Here is a 22,284-nt window from a genome sequence, read left to right as displayed (position 1 = left end):
GGAGATTTTATTTAGCATTTGAAATTAAATGATAACGGGGTAACATTTTGTTTGATTAAGACACCTACCATTGATATTAATCAAAACTATAAAAAAACAAAATGAAACTTAAAACCTTATTATTAACCAATTCAGCAATACTTGAGTATTCTCAGATAAAAATTGCAGATTTAAATTTTGCCTTTTATAAATTCAAAACTTCAGATAAAAACTTTAATAAACAAAGTGTTCTTGTAGTAATTTTATTACTTTTTTCTACTATTTTTTATGCTCAAACAGTTACAATTCCTGATGCCAACCTTAAAAACACATTAATTAACAATTTAAGTATCAATACAAATGCGGATACTGAAATACAGGTAACCGAAGCGAATGCCTATACAGGATATTTAAATTTGTTTAATAAGAATATTGGAGATGCAACAGGTATTGAAGCTTTTGTAAATATTAAGGGATTAAATTTATCGAGTAATAATTTGTATACTGTAGATGTGTCTAAAAATATAATGCTTGCTAGTTTAGCATTAAATAGGAATAACATTGCTGAACTAGATGTTACCAAGAATACAAAACTAGTATCATTAGGAGTTGGAGAAAATGATTTAAAAAGTATTGATATATCAAAAAACACATTTCTTAGAACATTTTATTGTAATGATAATGCGTTACGGTCATTGGATTTTTCTAAAAATATATTGTTAGAATTTTTGATTGTTTCGTATAACGAGATAAGTGTTCTAGATGTCTCTAATTTATTGTATTTAGATACATTAGTTTGTACAAAAAATTCATTGTCTAGTCTAGATTTGTCCACTAATGTTAATTTGACGTATTTGCTTTGCGATCAAAATCAAATATCACATTTAGATGTTTCCGGTAACGATAAGCTTGAGATTTTTGCATGTGGATATAATGATATGACCACTTTATTGTTACCATCGTTATCTACTTCTCTAAGGAGTTTTTCATGTAATAATAATTTATTAGAATCAATAGATGTTAGTCCTTTTCCAAATTTAGAAGTTTTAACATGTTCTAGTAACCCTATTCCATCATTAGATTTGTCTGAGATCTCAAGTTTGAAGTCTATTACTTGTGGTAATAATAATGTGATTACCGAATTGGACGTTTCTACTCAAAAAGGGTTGACCTATCTTTCTGCAGGGTTTAGTCGTAAATTATCTTCAGTAAATGTTAACAATGGGAACAATACAAATATGACCACTTTGTATTTAAGAAATATAGCTCCAACAGCTAAAATTTGTGTTGATGATGTAGCGTATGCTAGTGAGCAGTTTACCGATATTGATAGCTCTACTATATTTACAAATCAATGTTCGGTTGTTTATATTCCGGATGTTAATTTAAAGCAAGCATTAGTCGATAACTTAGTTATTAATACGAATGCAGATACAGAAATACAGGTTACAGAAGCAGAGGCTTATACAGGAAATCTAAATTTGTTTAGTAAGAATATTATCGATATGACAGGTATTGAGGCTTTTGTAAATATTAAAGCATTATTTGTCGAGGACAATAATATTTCTAGTATTGACCTTTCTTCTAATACTCTTTTAAAGTATTTAAGTATTAGTAAAAATCAATTAGATAGTTTAGATGTCTCAAATTTATTGAATTTAACTAATTTAGTATGTACAAAAAATTCACTGTCAAGTCTAGATTTGTCCACTAATGTTAATTTGACGTATTTGCTATGTGATCAGAATCAACTATCGAGTTTAGATATTTCTGGTAATGATAAGCTTGAGACTTTTATATGCGGATATAATGATATGACCACTTTAATATTACCATCGTCATCTACTTCTCTAAAGCGCTTTGCATGTAATAATAATTTATTAGAATCAATAGATGTTAGTCCTTTTCCAAATTTAGAAGTTTTAACATGTTCTAGTAATCCTGTTCCATCATTAGATTTGTCTGAGATCTCAAGTTTGAAATCTATAACTTGTGGTAATAATAATGTGATTACCGAATTGGACGTTTCTACTCAAAAAGGATTGACCCATCTTTCTGCAGGGTTTAGTCGCAAATTATCTTCAGTGAATGTTAAAAATGGTAACAATATAAATATGACTACTTTGTACTTAAGAAGTATAGCTCCAACAGCCAAAATTTGTGTTGATGATGTGGCGTATGCTAATGAGCAGTTTACAAATATTGATAGCTCTACGGTATTTACAAATCAATGTTCTATTGTTTACATTCCAGATGTTAACTTCAAAAATCGAATATTAAGTCATGATCCTATAATAGATAGTAACGCAGATGGAGAAATTCAGGTTTCTGAAGCAGAAAAATTTGATGGTTTTTTGAAAGTAGGAAATTATAATTTTAGTTATGAAAACTTAATAGAAGATCTTACGGGTATTGAAACTTTTGTAAATCTTAAGGGCTTTGATTGTTCAGAACAATCGGTAAATCAAGATTTAGATTTTTCTGCCAATACATCTCTTATAGAAATAAATATTGGCGGAAATGAGATTTCAAATATAAATCTGTCTAAAAATCTATCATTAAAAATACTAGATGTTTCGGGTAATTATTATTTATCTAATCTTGATGTAAGGGCAAATATTAACTTAGAAGAGCTTAACATAAGACATACAGAGTTTTCTGCTATCGATATATCTAAAAACACTGTTTTAGTGAAATTAGAAGCATTTGCAAGTGATTTAACCTCTCTTGATTTATCAACCAATATAGAATTGAAAGATCTTTCTCTGGGAGGTTCTAAAATAAATACTATAGATTTAAGTGCTAATACTAAGTTAGAAAAATTAGAATGGCAATCTGATTTATATAACGAGATTGATTTATCTTCTAATATTAATTTAAAAAGTTTTGCAGGTTACGGCACTAATTTTTCCGATTTTAATATATCTAATAATATTAATCTGGAAAGTTTGTACATAGGAAATAATAAAAACCTGAAAACTTTAGATGTAACAAATAATGTAAAATTAAAAATTCTTTCGATTGCAAATACTGAACTCTCAATATTAAATCTTTTAAATAATGTAGCCTTAGAGCGATTAGATATTGCGAATGCAAAGTTTACTGAACTTGATCTTTCAAATAATAAGATGTTGCAGTCGTTGAATGTGAAAAATAATAAATTTATCAATTTAGATTTATCATGTGTAAATTCATTGACTAGTTTAGATGTTAGTAATAACGCATTTTTAGAATCTTTAAATATTAAAAATGGTAATACAAGTAATATATTCTATTTTGTAGCTACTGGTGCTCCTTTGTTGCAATTTATATGTGTTGATAATGTTGATGTTGCAACTGTAAAATTTAAAAGAATCGATAGCAGTATCACAACTTTTACTCAAAATTGTAATGGTAATACATGTAATTCTAATACGATAAAGGCTGATGTGGTTTATAACGATAAGTTTATTGCGAACAATTCATATAAAATATTTCCGATGCCATTTAATGATGAACTTATTGTGAATGGCATAACAAATGAGAAGATATTTCAGGTGGACTTTTATTCTATAACAGGGAAACATTTTTCTGTAGGTTATATTACAGAAAATAATAAACAAGTATTTAATACAAGTCAACTTCCATCAGGTGTTTATTTTTTAAAATTTAGAACAGATAAAGGCTTCTTAGTAAGAAAAATTATTAAACAATAAATTATAACTAAACCACCCTGTTTCAGGGTGGTTTAATATGTATTTAATGCTTTTTCCTCATTAGGTTTGCTTTAATAGATATAGAACTTGCCTTGATTTTTATATTTCCTAAAAAAATGGATAAAACTGATTCGTTTTTTTTTATTCTCGACTCTTCTATGCTGTGCACAAAGTGTTTAATCTGTATAATTTATATCTTATTTTGATTAAAAAGAAAAAATCAAAATAGTTCTACTTTATGAAGTTTTAGACTTAAAAAAGGAATTAAATTAAAAAAGAGTTCTTGGTTTTTTACGAGCTCTTATTTTACTTAAAAATTCAGGAGTAAATCCTAGATATGAGGCAAGCATATATTGAGGTACACGTTGAACGAAATCAGGATTATATTTACAAAAAACAGTATACAGCTCTTCACCTGATAATTTATACATAAATTGAATTCTACGTTGATCTGCTATACGTACTTTTTCATGTATGATTCTAAAATATTGATTTAAGGAAAGAGAGTCCTTTAGAATACAATCTAATTTTTCTTTACTAATTTTTAATATCAATGAATCTTCTGCGGCTTGGATACTAAATTCTGAAGGAGTTTGATTAATAAAACTATCAAAATTGGTGTACCACCAATCTTCGATTCCAAAATTAATCACTTTTTCGACACCTTTACTGTTTAAGAAATAAGATCTAAAACAGCCTTTTATTATAAAATATACATGTTTGCAGTATTGTCCTTCTTTTAAAAGGTATTCTTTGTTGTTGACATCTTGATATTCTAACGCTCTTAAGAATAAGGAGAGTTCATTACTAGGTGGGGTGACAAACCTTAATATGTGATTTTTTAATGGTTCTACCATGATAAGAATAGCGTAAAGGTTTTGTACTATAAAAATAATACATTGTATCAAAATTATGGTAAGAATTCTATGTAAAGAAATGCTAATATGGTAGATAAGTATTGATATTACTTTTTAGGTTTTAAAATTAAAAAGTCCTTATCCATGACATTTCCGGTAATGATTAAATCTTCATAAGGTGTGGCAACTGTCGAGCCAGACATTGTACTGCCATCTTCTACATAAATTTTTTCTACAGAATAATCATTTTTTTCACGATAACTAATTTTTAAAATTTCTGAGGGAGAGGTTTCCTTTTTTCCTTGGGCATATGCTTTAAATCGTAATAAGTTAGGATGAGCCCCTACCCAAAGGTTGCCTTGCGGATCGATTTCAATATTATCCACGCCTGTACCGCAGGGAATATCTTCTATGAATTCTAGATCTCCATTTTGTTTGATGCTATAGACCTTAATTAAGAAACCACGAGGAGAGGCTACATAGAGTAATTGTCGTTTAGGGTCATGATTTATTCCGTTAGCATATGCGATACCATTTGCTACTTCTCTATAGTTTTTGCCGTCAAAGTAGATCACGTTAGCAACAGAAAGCCCACCATATTCTTCCATGAATTTTCCGAAGCCTTCATTATAACCATGATCATTAGTGAAGTAGAATCTATTTTCGTCTACCAAAACAATATCATTAGGACTAATCATAGTTGAATCGATTAATGATTTTTCGAAAATAAGTTGCTCTTTATTTTTCGTAAACACCTCTATTGAATGTCCTTTTGGAGTGTGATTGACCGCCATAACGATATAGGTGCTATCTTTTTTAAGTATAGATATTCCATGTGGAGCAAAAGACTTAGAGAAAGACGAAGTAAGATGTGTAAGATTAAAATTACCAGATGTTAGGTCCATGCTATATAAGCCTCCATGTTCTTCTTTTGTAGGAGGATAAATCTTTCTATCTGTTGACGAGATTAAGGCAAATCCATCTATATGACTCACTGTAATATCTTCTGCACCTACTAAAGGTATTTTTTTCAAGATTTCACCATTAAAATGAGGTTCAATGGTTCTGAAATAACCAGTAGATATTAAGGTGTATGCTACAAAACTTATAACGATTAGAGAGAGTGCTAAGATAATTTTTTTAAAAAAACTCATGAATTAATTTTTTCAGATTACATCGATTAAGATAGCGTTACTTTTTAATGCAATCTAAGATACCTAAAAACTATATATTTTAAGGTATGTTAAAGCACATGAAGGTTATTTATAGTAACAGTAAACGATAATAGCACATTAAATTGAATGATAAGGAAAGTAAAAACGAATTCTAAAAGAATGGCTACAGATAATAATTTTACATCACGTATGTGCTGATCATGATACTATATTTATCCTTTATTATTACTGTATTATTTACGTCTTTTATATTCTATGTGATAGAACGAATTTAAGATTCTGTTAAGAGTTATTTAACCTAAGATTACCAAAGCTAAATAATTTTTCAACGTTTAAAAAAAGCTAGATTAAATTAAACTAAAATCAAACCCGTCATAATGAATATTAGAAATTTATTTCCTGTTTTTGTAGGTGCTATTTTATTATTAACCACTGCATGTAGTGACTCTGAAAAATATATAGTCACAAAAGATGAAAACGGAAAGTTAATAGCTCAAAAAATATCAGATTTACCTGAAATTAATGCAAATAAGGAGCTGGAAGAAAAATTACCAACCATTATAGAGTTTACTTCTGTTGATAAGGGTTTTTCGGTTCTTTCTGATGCTATTAAAACAGCAGAAGTTACAGAAACATTCACGCAAGAAGGAGGTTTTACTATTTTTGCTCCCATCAATAATGCATTTGATAAATTTCCGCCAAAATCAAAAGAAAAGTTGCTGAATCCTGAAAATAAGGAGCAATTAGCAACAGTATTAAAATACCATATCATTCCAAGTGTAATATCTAAAGGAGATATTGTAAAAGCGATAAGAGAAGGTGGAGGAAGTATTCCTTTAAAAACTCTTGAGGGGTCTCGTATAACAGCCTCTCTAAAAGGGGATACTGTATATTTGATAGACGAAAGTGGTAACGGAGGTCGATTGATTACAACTGATGTTGAAGCATCTAACGGATTTATACACACAGTGGATGCTGTTATGATGCCTAAGAAATAAGACTTTATTTTTAAGTCCCAATATATAATTGAAAAAAAGGAGCGCTATTTATAGCGCTCCTTTTTTTATTGCTAATATCTAATTTACTTTAATTCTTACACCTTCAGAATGACTAGAAAATTCGGGAGCATACATACTTTGGATTGTTGTAATACCGTTAGAAAAATCTCCTTGATTATTTACGCGTAAGTCATATTCAAAAACGAATACTCCTTTTGGTAAATAATCGAAGAAAAAGTTAGTTGATGCATCTTTAGTGCTTTCATAGTATCCTAGATTATCCTGCCATTTGTATTGTGAAATTACATTGATAGGTTCAAGTCCAGAAGCACGCATGTCTTTCATATGTACAAACTGCATTGCACGATCAGATCTTAATTCGATACGCACTCGAACCAGATCTCCTAGTGCTAATTTGGTTTTATCGGTAATCTCTGTAATTTTTTCACCAGTATCCGTATTCTTTTTTAAGTATAGTTTTTTCTTAAGGGATAATGGGGTTTTTGCAGGTGTAATCTTATCTAGATTTTCAAAATATTGCCAGTATAAAGCTCCCCAAGCAATACCTTTTCCTTTTTTTGAAATTTTAGCAGTTCCCATTTCAGGTTTGATATCGTTTCCGTTCCAGGATGTTTTAAAGTAGCCCGTACCTGCTTCTACCTTTACATCTTCTAATTGATTTGGATCAATAGTTTGATTTCCAAGTACAATTGATACCATATCTGTAACAGATAACCAATCATTTCCTTGTAGCAACAAAGCATATACAGCATCAGCTGTTGCTTTAGTTGTTTTCCAACGATTAGTTTGTTTGTTTTTTAATAACCAAACCTTTAGATTATCTACAATCTTCGTTTTTAGCGGTTCTTTTTCAATTTCAGAAAATACTTCGATCATTAAAGATTGGGTTTCTATAGGCGCTTGATACCAATACCAACTAGAAGTGTTAGATTTCCAATACATTCCTAATTCTTCACTCGTAATACTTTTCTCATCTAATGATCTAATGATTTTTGTAGCAATGTCTGGATTATTATTTCGGTGCAAAACAAGAGCTAGTAAGCCTTGAGTATATAGACTTTGCTTTAACCAATATTTTTTTGATTGACCTAAATAATAGTCCCAAGCTTCATTCGTTTTTTTCGGCCTAGCAATGTCTTCAAAGAAACTACGCATATATAGATAATGCACTTGTGTGTAGCTTAAGTGATTCTTATTGATATCTATCTTATTTTTTGCACAATATCGTTTTAAATCGGTATACTCTTTAACAAATTCGGTATCTAAAAAACGAATTGCATTTTGTAACATATTCTTAGTGTTGCTATCAAATTGCGTTACACCAAGTTTTTTAAGATGCCCAAATCCAGTAGCTATATGTTGTGTAATAAATCGATTTTCTAGTCCTCCTTTAAACCAAGGAAAACCACCCGAACCATATTGCATTTGCTGTAGTTTTAGCAATGCAGATTGTAGCTCATTATTCATTTTGTTTAAGTCAAATAATAAAGCAATTCTCTTCTTTTGTTCTGTTTCACTTTGTGCATCACGTAGCCACGGAGTCTCTTGTATTATTAAAGATTTAAGTTCTTGATTCTTTTCAAGATTACTTACTAAAGCATCACTAGATTTCCATTGATTAAAAACTTCCTGAATTCTAGGGTTGCTGTTTGCAATATGACTAGCTAGTGCGTTGGCATAATACCTTGAGAATGTTTGTTCTGAACACTCATAAGGATATTCCATAAGATACGGAAGTGCCTGTACGGCGTACCATGCAGGATTAGAGGTCATTTCTAGAGTTAGCTTATGGTGTTCTAAAGTGGTAGAATTGTTATCTCTTAGTTTAGTAAGCGTAAATGTTTTAGTTTGATCAGAACGAATCCACATAGGCAGTGTTTCGGTTACTAACATTCTATTACTTAACACAGGTAAAACATTTTGTTCTCCATCAGAAAAATCCCCTGCTTTTGCAACGATTTTGTATTGTACTGTTTGTACGTTATCAGGGATTGATAGCTCCCAAGAGATATTTGTATTTCCTTTGCTTTTTACTTCGAAATTTTGACGTGCAGTAGTATTTTGTAACTGAGTATCAATTGCTTTATTTGTTAAAGCATCAAATAATTGCAATTCTACTATACCATTTAGATCTTTGATAGCTAAATTAGATATTTTAGAGCTTATTACAATTTTATCACCTTCTCTAAGAAACCTTGGAGGATTCGGAAGAATCATCAATTCTTTTTGAGTAACAGTTTCTAATGTGGTGGTCGCAGAGTTTAGTGTTTTAGTATGCGCTAGTAGTTGTAGTTTCCATTTTGTTAAGGCTTCTGGAGCCGTAAAATTAAAACTCACATTACCCTCTTTATCTGTTGTAAGTTTTGGAAAGAAAAAAGCAGTTTCTTGAAGATTTTTCCGGATTTTTACACCTTCTAAAGAAGTTTCTTTTTGAGACTTATCTTCTTTAGTTTTTTCAGAAGATGCCAGAGCAATACTATCTCCTTCTACAGATTCTTTCTTGTTTAGAGCAAAGTTTTCTACGGTTATCTCTTCTAATTCTGCATCATCAGCCATTTCCATTGCAGCCATAGGAGCAGGAGAAGATTTCATCATTCGTCTACTTCTAAAATATTGTTGTTGGCCAAAATACAATCCAAACCAATTTAATCGATCATATTCTTGATTTGAATAATAGTACCCAGACCCACTGTGGTTTTGTAGATTAAAAGATATACTACCAAAACTTTGTGTAGCAGTCCTTTTGTTTTGAGAATAATATTCAGGACGATTAATTGGGTCAAAATACCATTGATGCGGAGAAAACTGATCTAAAGAAATGTCATACATGCTTGCAAGAAGTTCTGCACTTACACGATCTCCTTTAGGGCCTTTGATAGTGAAACTCCAAGTTTCTTGTTGACCAGGTTTTAATTTGTCTCTAAATGTCTTAGTTTCGATACTAAGTGATGTTGGAGCATATGGCACGGCTATCAAAACCGAACCATTTTGATATCCATTATAATTCACAAAGCTATAACGTATTGCAAAACCACCTAAGTCTTCTTTGGTGACTGGGATTTTTATGATTTTACTGTTGTTAGAAAGCTTGATGAATCTCGTTTCTATAACCTTATGGTTTTTTTCGATATCAACAGTAATTGTAATATCATTTGATGCAGAACTTAGTTTGACAATAGCTTCATCACCAATGATATATGAGTTTTTGTTCGTAGTAACTTCAAATAATTGTTTGTCACTTATGTTAGTATCCTTTTGACTATACATTGTTGTGTAACGTATGTCCTTTACAGATTGTCCAAAACGATCTTTGGTAGTTAGTTCTATGACATACTTACCGGATTCCCACTTTTTAGTGTTGTTTAAGACAATTTCTTGTATTCCTTTTGTGTTGTCTTTCGTTTTGGCAGTATTAAAAGCTTTTTCAAAAACTAATGTCCCTTTTTTCCAAGTTCTATAATCATGTTCGTTTTCAAAAGCGTCATGAGGGAATAATTTTTCAAACTCTTCTTTTTTAAAGCCTTCATAATCGGGTGCTTTCCATGGGCGTATACGTATTGGTTTGTTGTGAGCTTTTAGTTTGAATATTTTTATTTTCCCAGAAGCTGCAATTGCTTCATTGTTCAGGTTTAGAGTGCTTACCTTAAGTGAACTTCCTTTTTGGGTTTTGTCAATCTTATCTTTTAATTCGATACTAGCAATCATAGCATGATATCCCACACGAACTGTGGTAGTTGTACTTCTAGTTTCACCATTTATATCTGTAACATCTGCTGTGACTTCATATGTAAATATGGGTAAATCATCTTTGTTTGCACTAAGGTCAGGAATTGCTTGAAAATCGATGAAATATTCTCCTTGATCATTGGTTTTAGTTTCACCATGTGTGATTTCTTGTGGTTCAACATTGTACCTTGGATACCAATAGCACCATCTAGGATATTGTACTTTTCGATATACTCGATATACCACTTTGGCGTCTGTTATCGTACTGCCCGCGTAGGCAGCTGCAATAGCTTTTAACTTGATGGTGTCATTTACTTTATACGTTTGCATTACAGGATCAAATTTTGTTTCAAATTTTGGTCTTTTGTATTCTTCTACAGAAAAAGAAACGCTATGATAGTCATTAGTTTGTATGGTATAGGTACCTGTAAGTCCAGATGTTGGAAGAATAAATTCACCATTAAAAGACCCATAATCATTTGTGGTGTGATTGGCAACCTTGACTTCTTGACCATTTACATCTCTAAGTGTAATGTATGCAGGTTGTTGCGGTGAAACTTTAAAATCATCTTTTCCATCAGATTGCATTACAATTCCTTTATAATATACTGTTTGGCCAGGTCTGTAAATACTTCTGTCTGTAAACAAAAATGTTTGTTGTCTACTCTGATTATTATGTTGTGGCTGGTACGATTGATTTAAGTAATAACCACTAAAATATGCGTTATCTTTTTCGTAAGAAATAGTAATAGTAACATCGTAATAATGTGTATTTACGATAAGACTTGCCTGACCATTTTTATCAGTCATTAGGGTTTTATCTAAGTTTTTACCATATCCTCTTCGGTCATTCGCTTTAAGGTGCATTTTTGCATTAGCAATAGGCGTACCTGTAATTCGATCAAGGACTTGAAAAATAGTCTTTTCAGGAGTCTTATTTTCAATAAGTGCTAAATTGCTTACTTGCACAGTACCATACGAGAATAAGTTTTTTTGTGAAAGATCTTTTGTGATTGTACTAACGATAAGATAGTTGCCATTTTCTAAAGGCGGAAGTAGGACTTCGGTTGAGTGTGATTGAAAATCATGTTCGTCGCAAATTTCAGATTCCCAAACTTTACTTGCTTTAAGATTGTTTAGAAATTTAATTTGATCTGCAGGTTGATATAATTTTCTTAAAGCTACTAGTTGATTTTGATTTATTTTTAAGGCTTTAAAGTATAATTTATTTAAATTCTTATAGTTAACGAGTAATCGCCCAGATTTGTTGATCGGAACATATTTCTCAGTCTTTAAAGAAAGTTCGATATGCAGTATCTGACTTTTTAGAGACTTACATTTATTAGCACCTCTTGAATCAGGAAATTTTTTTATGATACTATCACATAACTCTAAAGCTTCTTTTAGTTTCCATCTGTGTGTTTTGTTTTCTTTAGGAATATATGTTTCTCCTTGATGTTTATATTGATTAGCTATTTCATATGCATATAAAGCAGATGTTTTGTTTGTGCCTATTTTTTCTTGTTCTTCGGATAGTGTTTTTAGTAAAATGTCTTGTTTGTTCGAAAAATTAGCATTTTGATAAACAAAGTTCAAACGCTCAATATTTACCTCTGTTAGCGCTTCTGGAGAATTATCCTTACTATGAAATCGTATTAAATTTTGATATAGCTTTAATGCATTTCCTTGTAGGGATAATGAATCTTTTGGGATTATAACTAAGGTAGAAAACTGTTTATGCTCTTTAAGGTAGTCTGAGCTATTTATGGTAAATGCATAAGCTGGTTTGGTAATATTAGTTTCTGAAGTTTTATAGAAGGACAAGGCATTATGGACTAGAAAATCATATAGCGTAGGGCGGTATTTTTTAGAGCCTTCTTCTTCGTCTAGTATTTGATTAAAAATAGAAAGATCGGTTTGCTGTGCCAAAACCCCATTTTGTATAGACTTTTGATAGTATAGATGTACTTCTGTAAACAAAGTTTCTAAATCCCAGGTTCTAAAATCTTCTTGGTCAGATTTTTCTGAAGTTTGAGTCCTGTTATAAAATTTCCATCTATTTTGTTGGAAATATTGCCAATACATATTGGCAAGAATGCTTTCAAGAATATTTCTTTTGGGAAATTTACTTTCATCAATTTCTCTTTTAAAGTCTTTTATAATATTAAGCTGTGCATCTTCTTCAAGGGTAAGCATATATTTAGCTTTGTGAAGAAGCGCTTTTATGATCTGATTATCGTTATTTTCCTTTTTAGCACTGGTATATATGGTCTGGACTACCTCTAATGCAGATTTAGGAAGCCCTTGTTGGTTAAAAACTTCAACTTTTTTCCAATTAGCTTGGTATTCATTTTGACCTTTCATAGTATATTGATTTGATATACATAATATAATAAGGATGATAAATTTTTTCATCATAAAGATTTTAAGTTGTTAAATTAACATAAGCAAGAGATGTACCAAATTAATGCTCTTTTATATATCTTTTAAATAACATGATAAAGCTAAGTATTTGTATTGAACCCTAACAATTTTGTTTTGATAAAACATTACTAATAAAATACTAAAATGAATAATAGCGAAGTAATATTGAGGGAAACCCTGATTTCAATTATTCTAACACACTATTAGTTTAGTGAATAAGTTTTCTTAAATAATCAAGAGAGATGCATATAAACTAGGTTTATTTCTTTTTTGTTCTCTGGTGCTTTTATTATTCATTGTAGGTTGTATCTTTACTTCTTTATATAAAATCATTCGGACTTTGTTGTTATACTTTTGTTAGTATTCAATCAGTTTCGGATTTGAAGATTATTACAATTATGCGTGTACATTTTATAGCAATTGGAGGAAGCGCAATGCATAACCTCGCTATTGCATTACATCAAAAAGGATATAAAGTAACAGGAAGTGATGATACTATTTTTGAACCTTCGAAATCAAGATTAGATAAGTACGGGTTACTGCCTGCTGCATTTGGTTGGTTTTCGGATAAGGTGACTTCTGATCTTGATGCGATTATTCTAGGGATGCATGCTAAAGAAGATAATCTAGAATTACAAAAAGCAAAGGAGCTTGGTTTAAAGATTTATTCCTACCCAGAGTTTTTGTATGAACAGTCCAAAAATAAAACGCGAGTAGTAATCGGGGGGTCTCATGGTAAAACAACCATTACTTCTATGATTTTACATGTGTTACATTATCACGATAAAGAAGTAGATTATATGGTAGGTGCCCAATTAGAGGGATTTGATACTATGGTACATCTTACAGAAGATAATGATTTTATGGTTTTAGAAGGAGATGAATATTTGTCGTCTCCTATAGATCGTAGGCCAAAATTTCATTTATACCAACCAAATATTGCTTTAGTCAGTGGTATTGCATGGGATCATATTAATGTATTTCCAACTTTTGAGAATTATGTTGATCAATTTAGAATATTTATGAGCGCTATTGTTAATGGTGGAGCATTGGTATATAATGAAGAAGATACAGAAGTCAGAAAATTGGCAGAAGCTACAGAAGCCCCTATTCGTAAATTCCCATATGTGACGCCAAAATATAGTGTAGTAAATGGTGAAACCCTCTTAGATACTCCAGATGGTGAAATGCCTGTTGAGGTATTTGGGGCACATAATCTAAGTAATCTTGCAGGAGCGAAATGGATATGCCAGCATATGGGTATTGATGAAGAAGATTTTTATGAAGCTATAGCGTCGTTTAAAGGAGCTTCGAAACGATTAGAAAAGATAGCAGAAAACGCTACAGGTATAGCTTATAAAGACTTTGCACATAGTCCTTCAAAAGTAAAAGCTACAACTAATGCTGTAAAAGAACAGTATGCAAATAGAAAAGTGATTGCTTGTTTGGAGTTACATACATATAGTAGTTTAAATGCCGAATTCCTTAAAGAATACGAAGGAGCTCTTGATGCAGCCGATGAAGCAGTTGTTTTTTATTCTCCAAAAGCAGTTAAAATTAAACAATTAGAAGAGGTTACTGCAAATCAAATAGGTGAATCATTTAATAGAAAAGACTTAATTATTTATACCAATCCAGAGGATTTTCAAGAATATTTAAAACAAAAAGATTTTTCTGATACTGCCTTAGTTTTAATGAGTAGTGGCAACTATGGTGGGTTAAATTTTGATGAAGTGAAAACTTGGTTTTAAGAGATTTTAAAAATGTTGTTCAAATAATTTGTTGACGAAATTAGCAACATCCTTTTGGTTGTTTAAAATCAATTCTTGTTTTGCGTTTTCAATATCTGAAGGCACTTTGTCTTGACTTAGCTTAAACTTTCCTTCCCAATGTTCTACCTCAATCTCAAAACAATGAATATAGGGAACTAGTCGATCCATTCTTGTATCATCAAGATCTAGTATAAATTTTTGATGGGGAGCTTCAAGAAATTCTGTCATAGTGACTATTGATTTTTTGATCGCATCTGTATCTCTTAGCTCTGTTACCGTTCCTGTAGCATGGGCAATGATGTAGTTCCAGGTAGGTAATTGTTTCGTAGTATATATCGAAGGGGAGATATAGGTTTGAGGGCCTTGAAAAATAGCCGTAATAGGATAACCGTCCTTTAGTAATCTAATATGTGGATTGTTTTTATCAATATGTCCAATTAATTTTTCGCCATGAAATACTAGTGGAGCATGGGTGATAAAGGGAGTCTTATTTTCTGCGGATACTAATACCGAGAACGGATAAGATTTAGCAACTTCTTTACTATTTTCGGGGTTGTAATCTTGGTGATGTTTAGGTGGATACACAGTTTAAACGTTAAATTGTTGAAGATGATGATCTAAATGTTTGTATTGCATTTGGCCCCATTGCTCGTTAGTGAATTTCCCAAACATAGGATGTGGGTCCCATTCTTTTTTATTTCTCTGGTTAGCGAATTCAGACACAAGAGACAATAGCTCATCTTTTTCCTTAATAAATTCTTTCTGGTCTGTTACTTTTAATTTAGCATGTGTAGGTAAGCTTTTTCTCCAAGGTTTATCATTATATAAACTTTTCTTGAAAAATATTTTAGCCAATACGTTAGGCTTAAGATGTGGATGGTTTTTTTGAAGTGCTATTTTTAATGGAAATTGGCAATGATTAAGCATTTGTGATGTGGTCATTTTTCCCCACAAAGGTTTTTCGTCATCAGATAATTGTTTAATTCTATTTTCTATTTCATCCAAGGTAGACTTTTCAAACAAAGACTTCATAACTAAAAAATTATAGTGAATAGCTATATCCAAAAATACTGCATTAAAACTATAGAAACAAATAAAGGCAAATCATATGATTTGCCTTTATTTCTATTTATATGTTGTTCTGATTAACTTGCTTCGTCAAAAAATAAACCTAAAAACCCTTCAAGATCATCACTGGTATTAATATCTTTAGGTGTACCTAAATTCATCATAAGCGGTTGATCTTTTATTGTTCCTTGTAGAAAATACTGAAATGTAGTTCCCATTTTAAATTTATATCCTTTCAATTGACTACCAAAAGAAGTAAAAGTTACTTCAGTTGCTGCATCATCACTTTTTCCTTCAGTAAAGGCAGTGATTGTTGCATAAAAAACATCTTTTAACATGTCTGCACTATAGTAATCCCATCTAATTGATGTTCCATCACAGGCTTGCAATTCATACTCTGATGTAGCTTCGCATCCTCTAGGAACTTGTATGTTATTTCCTACTAAATTTAAAAAGGAAACCTTCTTGTCTTGACCGTAAAAACTTAACGCTGTAAATAGTAAAACGAAAGTAAAAATATTCTTCATAAATAGGTTAATTTGAAGTTGTTAATTTGTTCATTTTGGGATTTCGGGTGCCCAAATATAGTAAAACTTTCATTTTCAAACAAATATATATGTAAATTAATGTTAAAAAAGTATAAAATTAAATGTTAAATCCCTGCTTGATTGAGGTAATAATGTGTTGTTATTGAGGGAAATAGTTTATACTTTAGAGGATAAAAAAATATTGTATTATTATATATAAATTAAGCAAATGAGTGAGTTAAATTCTTCATTTTCTATCAAGAAATGGAGTGAAAATGATCGTCCAAGAGAGAAATTGATCGCTAAAGGGAAGAATTCTTTGTCTGATTCAGAATTAATGGCAATTTTAATCGGTTCCGGTAATCGTGAAGAAAGTGCAGTTGCTTTAAGTAAACGAATATTAGCTAGTGTGGATCATAAAATTAATACTTTGGGTGCATTATCTATAAAACAGTTAACAAAATTTAAGGGTATTGGTGAGGCTAAAGCAATTACGATAATTGCAGGTTTAGAACTAGGGCGAAGAAGAAAAAAAGAGGAAGTAGAAATTAAACCTAAAATAACCAGTAGTAAAGATGCTTTTGCTCTTTTACAACCTATTATTGGTGATCTTGATCATGAAGAGTTTTGGGTGTTGTTTTTAAATAATGCCAATAAAGTTCTGTACAAAAGACAAATTAGTATTGGAGGAAAGACAGGAACGTTAGTAGATGCGCGTATCGTTTTTAGAGCAGCTTTAGAATCAGGAGCCACTGCAATTATACTCGCGCATAATCACCCTAGTGGGAAATTATCCCCAAGCCAATCTGATAAAGATTTAACTAAAAAACTAAAAACCGGAGGAGCTAGTTTAGATATCAATGTGCTAGATCATTTAATTATTACAGAAAAAACCTACTTTAGCTTTGCGGATGAAGCAATGATCTGAAAATTTATTAAGCTAAAAGAAGCAATACTTTACGTGTAGATTTGAATTATTCTTAAGAATTGAGAAAAGTTAAAATCTATTCTTTTTCAATTTTAGGAGTAGGGTGTTTCAAAGTTAGTTTGTTTTATATGTAACATGATTACAAAAAAAGGAGTATTTAGATAGAAGAACTAATAGAACTTTATATAGAAATATCGTTCGAATAGTCAAGAAGATAATCATAATTAGGGATAAAATTAAAATATGGTATTAATCCATGTACAAAAGGTTACACCAAGAGTTTCTTATACATTTAAACATATTTGTAGACGAATTTTAAAATTGGATGTTGATTTTACAGCCAAAATAGAAACTTTTATAGCACATGATGGGCCTAAATTTTCATACGGAAAACAACCATTAGGGAAAGAGTTATATTTTCAAAGTGTAGAGTTGTTATTTGAACATGGATTAAATGATGTAGATATTCATGTTCAGGATTGGGAAGAGACGAAGTGTTTTTTTCAAGTGCAACATGAAAATGCAGCATTGCCTTTTGATATTTTTGCGGCGACATTCTATCTTTTAACCCGTTATGAGGAGTATCTGCCGCATGTAAAAGATAACCTAGGACGTTTTCCTGCTACCGAAAGTATTGCATACATACATGACTTTTTAAAAGATCCTGTAATAGATATTTGGGCATACAAATTCAAAAAAATCCTTTTAGAAAAGTACGCCAATCTTGAATTAGAGGAGAAAAAATTTAATATTATACCTGTTGTTTCAGTATCTCAGGCATTTGCATATAAAAACAAAGGCTTTCTAAGGTCTATAGGAGGTGGTTTTCGAGATTTATGGGGATTAAAATTAGATGAATTAACAGATAGAATAAAAGTTTCATTAGGTTTTAAAAAAGATCCCTATGATACTTTCGACTTTATAATTGATTTACAAAAGCAAAAGAAGAGAAAAGCTAAAGTTTTATTTGGCTTAGGTGATTATTCTAATTATGAGAAAAATATTGGTTTTAACCATTTAAAACATAGGACATTAATTAAGCATATTGCTGATTATCTTGATGTAGGTTTAAAAGTATCATATGAAGCGATAAGTAATTTGTCTATGCTAACCAAAGAAAAAGAACGAAGCGAAAATATTCTTAACAGAAGACTTAAATATGTGATTTGCGGTTTTTTTAAGATTAAGCTGCCAGAAGCGTATCGCAATTTTATTGAATTGGAGGTAGAAGAAGATTACTCTATGGGGTATTCTGGATATCCTGGGTTTAGAGCAGGTACATGTACTCCTTTTATGTTTTATGATTTGGATTATGAAGTACAAACTCCATTAGTAATATATTCTTTTTGCCTGGCTAATTTAGGAGGAGAAGAATTTGTTAAAAATGAAACATTTGCCCGAAATGAAGTAGTTGCATATATAGAAAAAATTAAAAAGGTAAAGGGATGTTTTATTCCAGTTTTCGGTAACACCTTGTTTAGCGATTTACAAGAACAACCCTACTGGAAGTCAATCCTTGAAGATATTTGGAATATAGATGATGAATAAAAATATAAAACATGTTTTTTTTGATTTAGATCACACGCTTTGGGATTTCGATAAGAATTCATCTTTGGCTTTCGAAATGATTTTTGAGAAGTTCAATATCAATCTTGAAGTTGATGTTTTCTTAAGCCAATATCAACCCGTTAATTTGAAGTATTGGAAATTATATCGAGAAGAAAGAGTAAGTAAAGAAGAATTAAGAAGAGGCCGGTTAGTAGATACGTTTACTAAACTAGAAAAGAAGTATTCGTTACAAGTAATTGATGAAATATCTCATGATTATATAGCCTTTCTTCCACTTAATAACTATTTGATTGAAGGTACACTAGAACTGCTCGAATATCTTAGACCGAAATATCACATGCATATTATAACAAATGGTTTTAAAGAAGTGCAAAACACTAAGTTAAATAATGCTGGTATAAAAAAATATTTTAAAACGGTTACAAACAGCGAAGAAGTAGGGGTAAAGAAACCAAATCCGTTAATTTTTGAGCATGCTTTAAAGGTTTCTGGGGCACAAGTGTTTGATAGTGTTATGATTGGTGATAATTATGAAGCAGATATTTTAGGTGCTGAGTTATTTGGATTAAATACGATATGTTTTAACTATCATAAAGAGAAATTACCCAAAGACAATGTAGAAGTTTCAAAGCTAATACACATTAAAAATTACTTATAAGTGATAAAAATTCGTATTTTAGGAGGCTATAACCTATTATGCCCCAAGATGAAAACAAAAAAAATATGCGTAATGCTAAGCATTATTTGCACAGCATTATTAATGGCTTCCTGTGTCAAAGATCTAGATTTTGATCAAAGCGAGGATATCGTTCTAACACCAATTGTAGAACTAGATTTTATTTTTTCTAAGTTTGATACCAATCAATTTGTGGACCCTAGTATCGACCCTGCTATTACGGTACCAGAGGTTGAAGTTGATGATACTTTAAATTACGATTTATTAGGTTCAAGTTTTGCTGTTGATAACCTAGAAAGAATTGAGCTTTCTTTTGAATTTAGAAATACTATTGAGAGAGATTTTGTTTTTGAGTTTGGATTCTTAAATGAAGCAGATCAACGTATTGGCCCATTTTTTACACTTACTGCTAATGCAGGTAGGGGAGAAGGAACAACCCCTGTCGTTACTGCCGAAACAATTGTCTTAGACAATGCAACCATTAGAACTTTAGCCCCTACAAAGAGACTTTTCTCAATCATTCGAGTGCAGAATGTAAATAGTGGTTTAAGAGGGATTCTAGATGTGAGATCCAAAGGTACTTACTTCATTAATTATGACTTATGAGAGTTTTTATATTCGTTTTTATAGGTATATGGAGTATTTCTGTGTGTTCTCAAAATAAAGAAACTCTATATGATTTTACAGACATTCCTCAGGCACTGTTATTAAACCCAGGAGCAGAAACTAACTTTAAATTTCATGCTGGAGTTCCATTTTTGTCGCAGTTTCATGTAAATGCAGGATTAAGAGGTGCGTCTCTTTTCGATGTTTTTGGTGATGATGGTAGAAATATTAATGAGAAAATCGAACAAACATTAAATAAACTTACGAGTAATGATTTTGTGACTTTGACCCAACAATTAGAATTGTTTAATTTTGGGTGGCAAAGCAAAAAAGATCCTAATGTTTATTTTTCGGGTGGTGTATATCAAGAGTTAGATCTAATAGGGTATTTTCCAAAAGATTTTGCAGTTTTGGCTTATCAAGGAAATCGAGATTTTATTAATCGACCTTTCCGTTTTTCGACAATAAATGGATCGGGCGAATTGCTTATGGTATATCATTTTGGATATAACAAAAAGGTAAGCAAAAAATTAACTTTTGGTGCAAGAGCAAAATTATATTCAAGTATGCTTCATGTACGTAGCGCAAGAAATAGTGGTACGTTTACAACTGTAGAAACTCCTCAAGGAAATAATTTTTATCAACATATAATTAGTAATGCTGATGTTACTTTGCGAACTTCTGGCCTTGCATCTCTTAGAGAGTTAGAAGGTGAAAATAGCGGAAAAGAAGTTGTTAGTAAATTGGTAGGAAGAGCACTTCTTGGAGGAAACTTAGGTTTAGGTGTTGATGTAGGTTTTACTCATCATATAGATGAACAATGGTCTTTAACAGGTAGTATTAATGATTTTGGAGCAATTTTATATGCCAAAGATGTAGAAACCTATAGGGCAAGAGGTAATTTTGTTTTTGAGGGTTTTGAAACACCAGTTCAATTTTCAGGTAATGGGGATCAGGATTTTCTAGATGAATTAGAGGCGGCAGTTCCTTTAGATACTTTGTCTACAACGTACTTAACTATGCGTCCTTTAAAACTCAATGGATCTATTAAATATTCATTTAACCCTTATGAGGACGAGAGTTGTAATTGTTCACTTTATGGGGATAGTCCTGTTTATCGAGATGCTTTTGGCTTACAAGTGTTCTCACAATTTAGACCCAAAAGGCCACAGTATGCAGCATCTTTATTCTACTATAAAAGGATTTTTAATTTTTTAAGAGCTAAAGTGACTTATACAATAGATGATTATTCATATAATAACATAGGTTTTTTGTTATCTACCCATATTGACAAAATTAATTTTTATATTTCGGCTAATAATGTATTAGAATATTCTAATCTTGCAAAAGCAAGATCAGTTTCTATGCAATTTGGGTTTAATTTTATAATGTGATAGGTATGTTACGCTTTTTATTTTTGGGGATTATCTTAATGTCAAGTTTTAATTCTTTTTCGCAAAAAAATGTCAATGATTATAAATATGTGTTAATTCCACAAAAGTTTGATTTTCTTAAAGAGAATGATGCATATCAATTGAATTCTTTGACAAAATTTTTGTTTAATAAGCATGGGTATAAGGCTTTTATTCAAGGAGAAAATATTCCTGAGGACCTGGCAAAAGATGGTTGTAAAGCTTTAAAAGCTAATTTGGTTAAAGGTTCAGGACTTTTTATTACAAAAGTAGCTATTAGGTTGACTGATTGTGGAAATAATATTGTTTTTACTTCGTCTGAAGGTGCGAGTAGAGAAAAAGAGTTTAAAAAAGGGTACCATGAAGCAATTCGCAAAGCTTTTAAGGATGTTCAGGCACTCAACTATGTTTATAATGGAGGAAGAGAACAACAATTAGAAAGTAACAATATAGCATCCAAAGATATTGGGGCTAAGCCTAAAGTGTCTAAAGTAGAAGAAAAAAATACTATTTCGACAACTGTAGCAGTAGAACAGCCCAAAACAGAAATTTCCTCAAAAGAAATTCCTGCTGATAAACCTCAGTCAGTAAAAACATTAAGATATCTTTTAAATGAAGATGCTTTTGAGTTTAAAAAGGAAGAATACGGATATGAACTGCTAAAAGGCGACAAAGATAAGGCTGCTCTTGTGGGTAAAATTTATGTGTTAAAAAGAAGTAATACTTATTTAGTTAAAGCTGGAGATTTAAGTGGTGCAGGACATTTTGATAGCTATGGAAACTTTATACTAGAAAGAGTCAATCCTATAACCAATAAGTTAATATCTGATATTTTTGCAAGGCAGTAGATA

15 protein-coding genes are annotated in these 22,284 nt (G+C 31.1%); 9 read left to right on the top strand and 6 right to left on the bottom strand.

Annotated elements, in window-relative coordinates; genetic code table 11:
• Positions 1–101: 101 nt before the first annotated feature.
• A complete protein-coding gene (locus tag AWE51_RS14295) occupies positions 102–3,674 on the top strand; it encodes a T9SS type A sorting domain-containing protein (RefSeq protein ID WP_066314514.1) in 3,573 nt (1,190 codons plus the stop codon).
• 269 nt (positions 3,675–3,943) lie between these two features.
• Here AWE51_RS14295 and AWE51_RS14290 read toward each other — a convergent pair whose 3' ends face one another.
• Complete coding sequence (locus tag AWE51_RS14290; RefSeq protein ID WP_066314512.1) at positions 3,944–4,531, bottom strand: Crp/Fnr family transcriptional regulator; 588 nt, start codon at positions 4,529–4,531, stop codon at positions 3,944–3,946.
• Between the two features lie 107 nt (positions 4,532–4,638).
• Complete coding sequence (locus AWE51_RS14285; protein WP_066314510.1) at positions 4,639–5,685, bottom strand: strictosidine synthase family protein; 1,047 nt, start codon at positions 5,683–5,685, stop codon at positions 4,639–4,641.
• Positions 5,686–6,083: 398 nt separating this feature from the next.
• Between AWE51_RS14285 and AWE51_RS14280 the strand changes: the two genes are divergently transcribed.
• The gene (locus AWE51_RS14280) at positions 6,084–6,704 is read left to right on the top strand and encodes a fasciclin domain-containing protein (protein ID WP_066314509.1); all 621 of its coding nucleotides are present in this window, start codon (positions 6,084–6,086) and stop codon (positions 6,702–6,704) included.
• A gap of 78 nt (positions 6,705–6,782) precedes the next feature.
• On the opposite strand, the gene AWE51_RS14275 is transcribed toward AWE51_RS14280, so the two are convergent.
• Positions 6,783–12,815 (bottom strand): alpha-2-macroglobulin family protein, encoded by a 6,033-nt coding sequence (locus AWE51_RS14275; RefSeq protein WP_232517388.1) that lies wholly within the window; start codon positions 12,813–12,815, stop codon positions 6,783–6,785.
• Between the two features lie 458 nt (positions 12,816–13,273).
• On the opposite strand from AWE51_RS14275, the gene AWE51_RS14270 reads away from it, so the two are divergent.
• Entirely contained in the window at positions 13,274–14,626 is a 1,353-nt protein-coding gene (locus AWE51_RS14270; protein ID WP_066314504.1) for a UDP-N-acetylmuramate--L-alanine ligase, read from the top strand.
• 6 nt (positions 14,627–14,632) lie between these two features.
• Here AWE51_RS14270 and AWE51_RS14265 read toward each other — a convergent pair whose 3' ends face one another.
• From AWE51_RS14265 to AWE51_RS14255, 3 genes are all read right to left on the bottom strand, one after another.
• Positions 14,633–15,232: an FMN-binding negative transcriptional regulator gene (locus AWE51_RS14265; RefSeq protein WP_066314503.1), complete on the bottom strand. Its 600-nt coding sequence runs from the start codon at positions 15,230–15,232 to the stop codon at positions 14,633–14,635.
• Between the two features lie 3 nt (positions 15,233–15,235).
• The gene (locus tag AWE51_RS14260) at positions 15,236–15,679 is read right to left on the bottom strand and encodes a DUF1569 domain-containing protein (protein ID WP_066314501.1); all 444 of its coding nucleotides are present in this window, start codon (positions 15,677–15,679) and stop codon (positions 15,236–15,238) included.
• A 113-nt stretch (positions 15,680–15,792) separates the two neighbouring features.
• Positions 15,793–16,242, bottom strand: coding sequence for a hypothetical protein (locus tag AWE51_RS14255; RefSeq protein ID WP_066314499.1), 450 nt, complete (start codon positions 16,240–16,242; stop codon positions 15,793–15,795).
• Between the two features lie 229 nt (positions 16,243–16,471).
• Between AWE51_RS14255 and radC the strand changes: the two genes are divergently transcribed.
• From radC to AWE51_RS14225, 6 genes are all read left to right on the top strand, one after another.
• Positions 16,472–17,170 (top strand): RadC family protein, encoded by a 699-nt coding sequence (gene radC / locus AWE51_RS14250; RefSeq protein ID WP_066314498.1) that lies wholly within the window; start codon positions 16,472–16,474, stop codon positions 17,168–17,170.
• A gap of 243 nt (positions 17,171–17,413) precedes the next feature.
• Positions 17,414–18,718 (top strand): DUF7033 domain-containing protein, encoded by a 1,305-nt coding sequence (locus AWE51_RS14245; RefSeq protein WP_066314496.1) that lies wholly within the window; start codon positions 17,414–17,416, stop codon positions 18,716–18,718.
• Positions 18,711–19,397, top strand: a complete 687-nt coding sequence (locus tag AWE51_RS14240; protein ID WP_317041832.1) for a YjjG family noncanonical pyrimidine nucleotidase — start codon at positions 18,711–18,713, stop codon at positions 19,395–19,397. Before AWE51_RS14245 ends, AWE51_RS14240 begins: the two co-directional genes overlap by 8 nt.
• A gap of 48 nt (positions 19,398–19,445) precedes the next feature.
• On the top strand, positions 19,446–20,021 hold the full coding sequence (locus AWE51_RS14235) for a hypothetical protein (RefSeq protein ID WP_198403826.1): 576 nt from the start codon (positions 19,446–19,448) through the stop codon (positions 20,019–20,021).
• Positions 20,018–21,415 (top strand): DUF5723 family protein, encoded by a 1,398-nt coding sequence (locus AWE51_RS14230; RefSeq protein ID WP_066314491.1) that lies wholly within the window; start codon positions 20,018–20,020, stop codon positions 21,413–21,415. The genes AWE51_RS14235 and AWE51_RS14230 overlap by 4 nt, the downstream gene beginning before the upstream one ends.
• 5 nt (positions 21,416–21,420) lie before the next feature.
• On the top strand, positions 21,421–22,281 hold the full coding sequence (locus AWE51_RS14225) for a hypothetical protein (RefSeq protein WP_066314490.1): 861 nt from the start codon (positions 21,421–21,423) through the stop codon (positions 22,279–22,281).
• The last annotated feature ends 3 nt before the right edge of the window (positions 22,282–22,284 follow it).

The organism is Aquimarina aggregata (assembly GCF_001632745.1).
Classification (GTDB): Bacteria; Bacteroidota; Bacteroidia; order Flavobacteriales; family Flavobacteriaceae; genus Aquimarina; species Aquimarina aggregata.
Note: the sequence above shows the minus strand (reverse complement) of the source record. Positions and strands in the feature narration are given on the sequence as shown.

What these genes read in the sequence shown, in the direction of transcription:
- AWE51_RS14295 (WP_066314514.1), top strand. Translation starts at nt 102, where the DNA reads ATGAAACTTAAAACCTTATTATTAACCAATTCAGCAATACTTGAGTAT.
- AWE51_RS14290 (WP_066314512.1), bottom strand. Translation starts at nt 4,531, where the DNA reads ATGGTAGAACCATTAAAAAATCACATATTAAGGTTTGTCACCCCACCT.
- AWE51_RS14285 (WP_066314510.1), bottom strand. Translation starts at nt 5,685, where the DNA reads ATGAGTTTTTTTAAAAAAATTATCTTAGCACTCTCTCTAATCGTTATA.
- AWE51_RS14280 (WP_066314509.1), top strand. Translation starts at nt 6,084, where the DNA reads ATGAATATTAGAAATTTATTTCCTGTTTTTGTAGGTGCTATTTTATTA.
- AWE51_RS14275 (WP_232517388.1), bottom strand. Translation starts at nt 12,815, where the DNA reads ATGAAAGGTCAAAATGAATACCAAGCTAATTGGAAAAAAGTTGAAGTT.
- AWE51_RS14270 (WP_066314504.1), top strand. Translation starts at nt 13,274, where the DNA reads ATGCGTGTACATTTTATAGCAATTGGAGGAAGCGCAATGCATAACCTC.
- AWE51_RS14260 (WP_066314501.1), bottom strand. Translation starts at nt 15,679, where the DNA reads ATGAAGTCTTTGTTTGAAAAGTCTACCTTGGATGAAATAGAAAATAGA.
- AWE51_RS14255 (WP_066314499.1), bottom strand. Translation starts at nt 16,242, where the DNA reads ATGAAGAATATTTTTACTTTCGTTTTACTATTTACAGCGTTAAGTTTT.
- radC (WP_066314498.1), top strand. Translation starts at nt 16,472, where the DNA reads ATGAGTGAGTTAAATTCTTCATTTTCTATCAAGAAATGGAGTGAAAAT.
- AWE51_RS14245 (WP_066314496.1), top strand. Translation starts at nt 17,414, where the DNA reads ATGGTATTAATCCATGTACAAAAGGTTACACCAAGAGTTTCTTATACA.
- AWE51_RS14240 (WP_317041832.1), top strand. Translation starts at nt 18,711, where the DNA reads ATGAATAAAAATATAAAACATGTTTTTTTTGATTTAGATCACACGCTT.
- AWE51_RS14235 (WP_198403826.1), top strand. Translation starts at nt 19,446, where the DNA reads ATGAAAACAAAAAAAATATGCGTAATGCTAAGCATTATTTGCACAGCA.
- AWE51_RS14230 (WP_066314491.1), top strand. Translation starts at nt 20,018, where the DNA reads ATGAGAGTTTTTATATTCGTTTTTATAGGTATATGGAGTATTTCTGTG.
- AWE51_RS14225 (WP_066314490.1), top strand. Translation starts at nt 21,421, where the DNA reads ATGTTACGCTTTTTATTTTTGGGGATTATCTTAATGTCAAGTTTTAAT.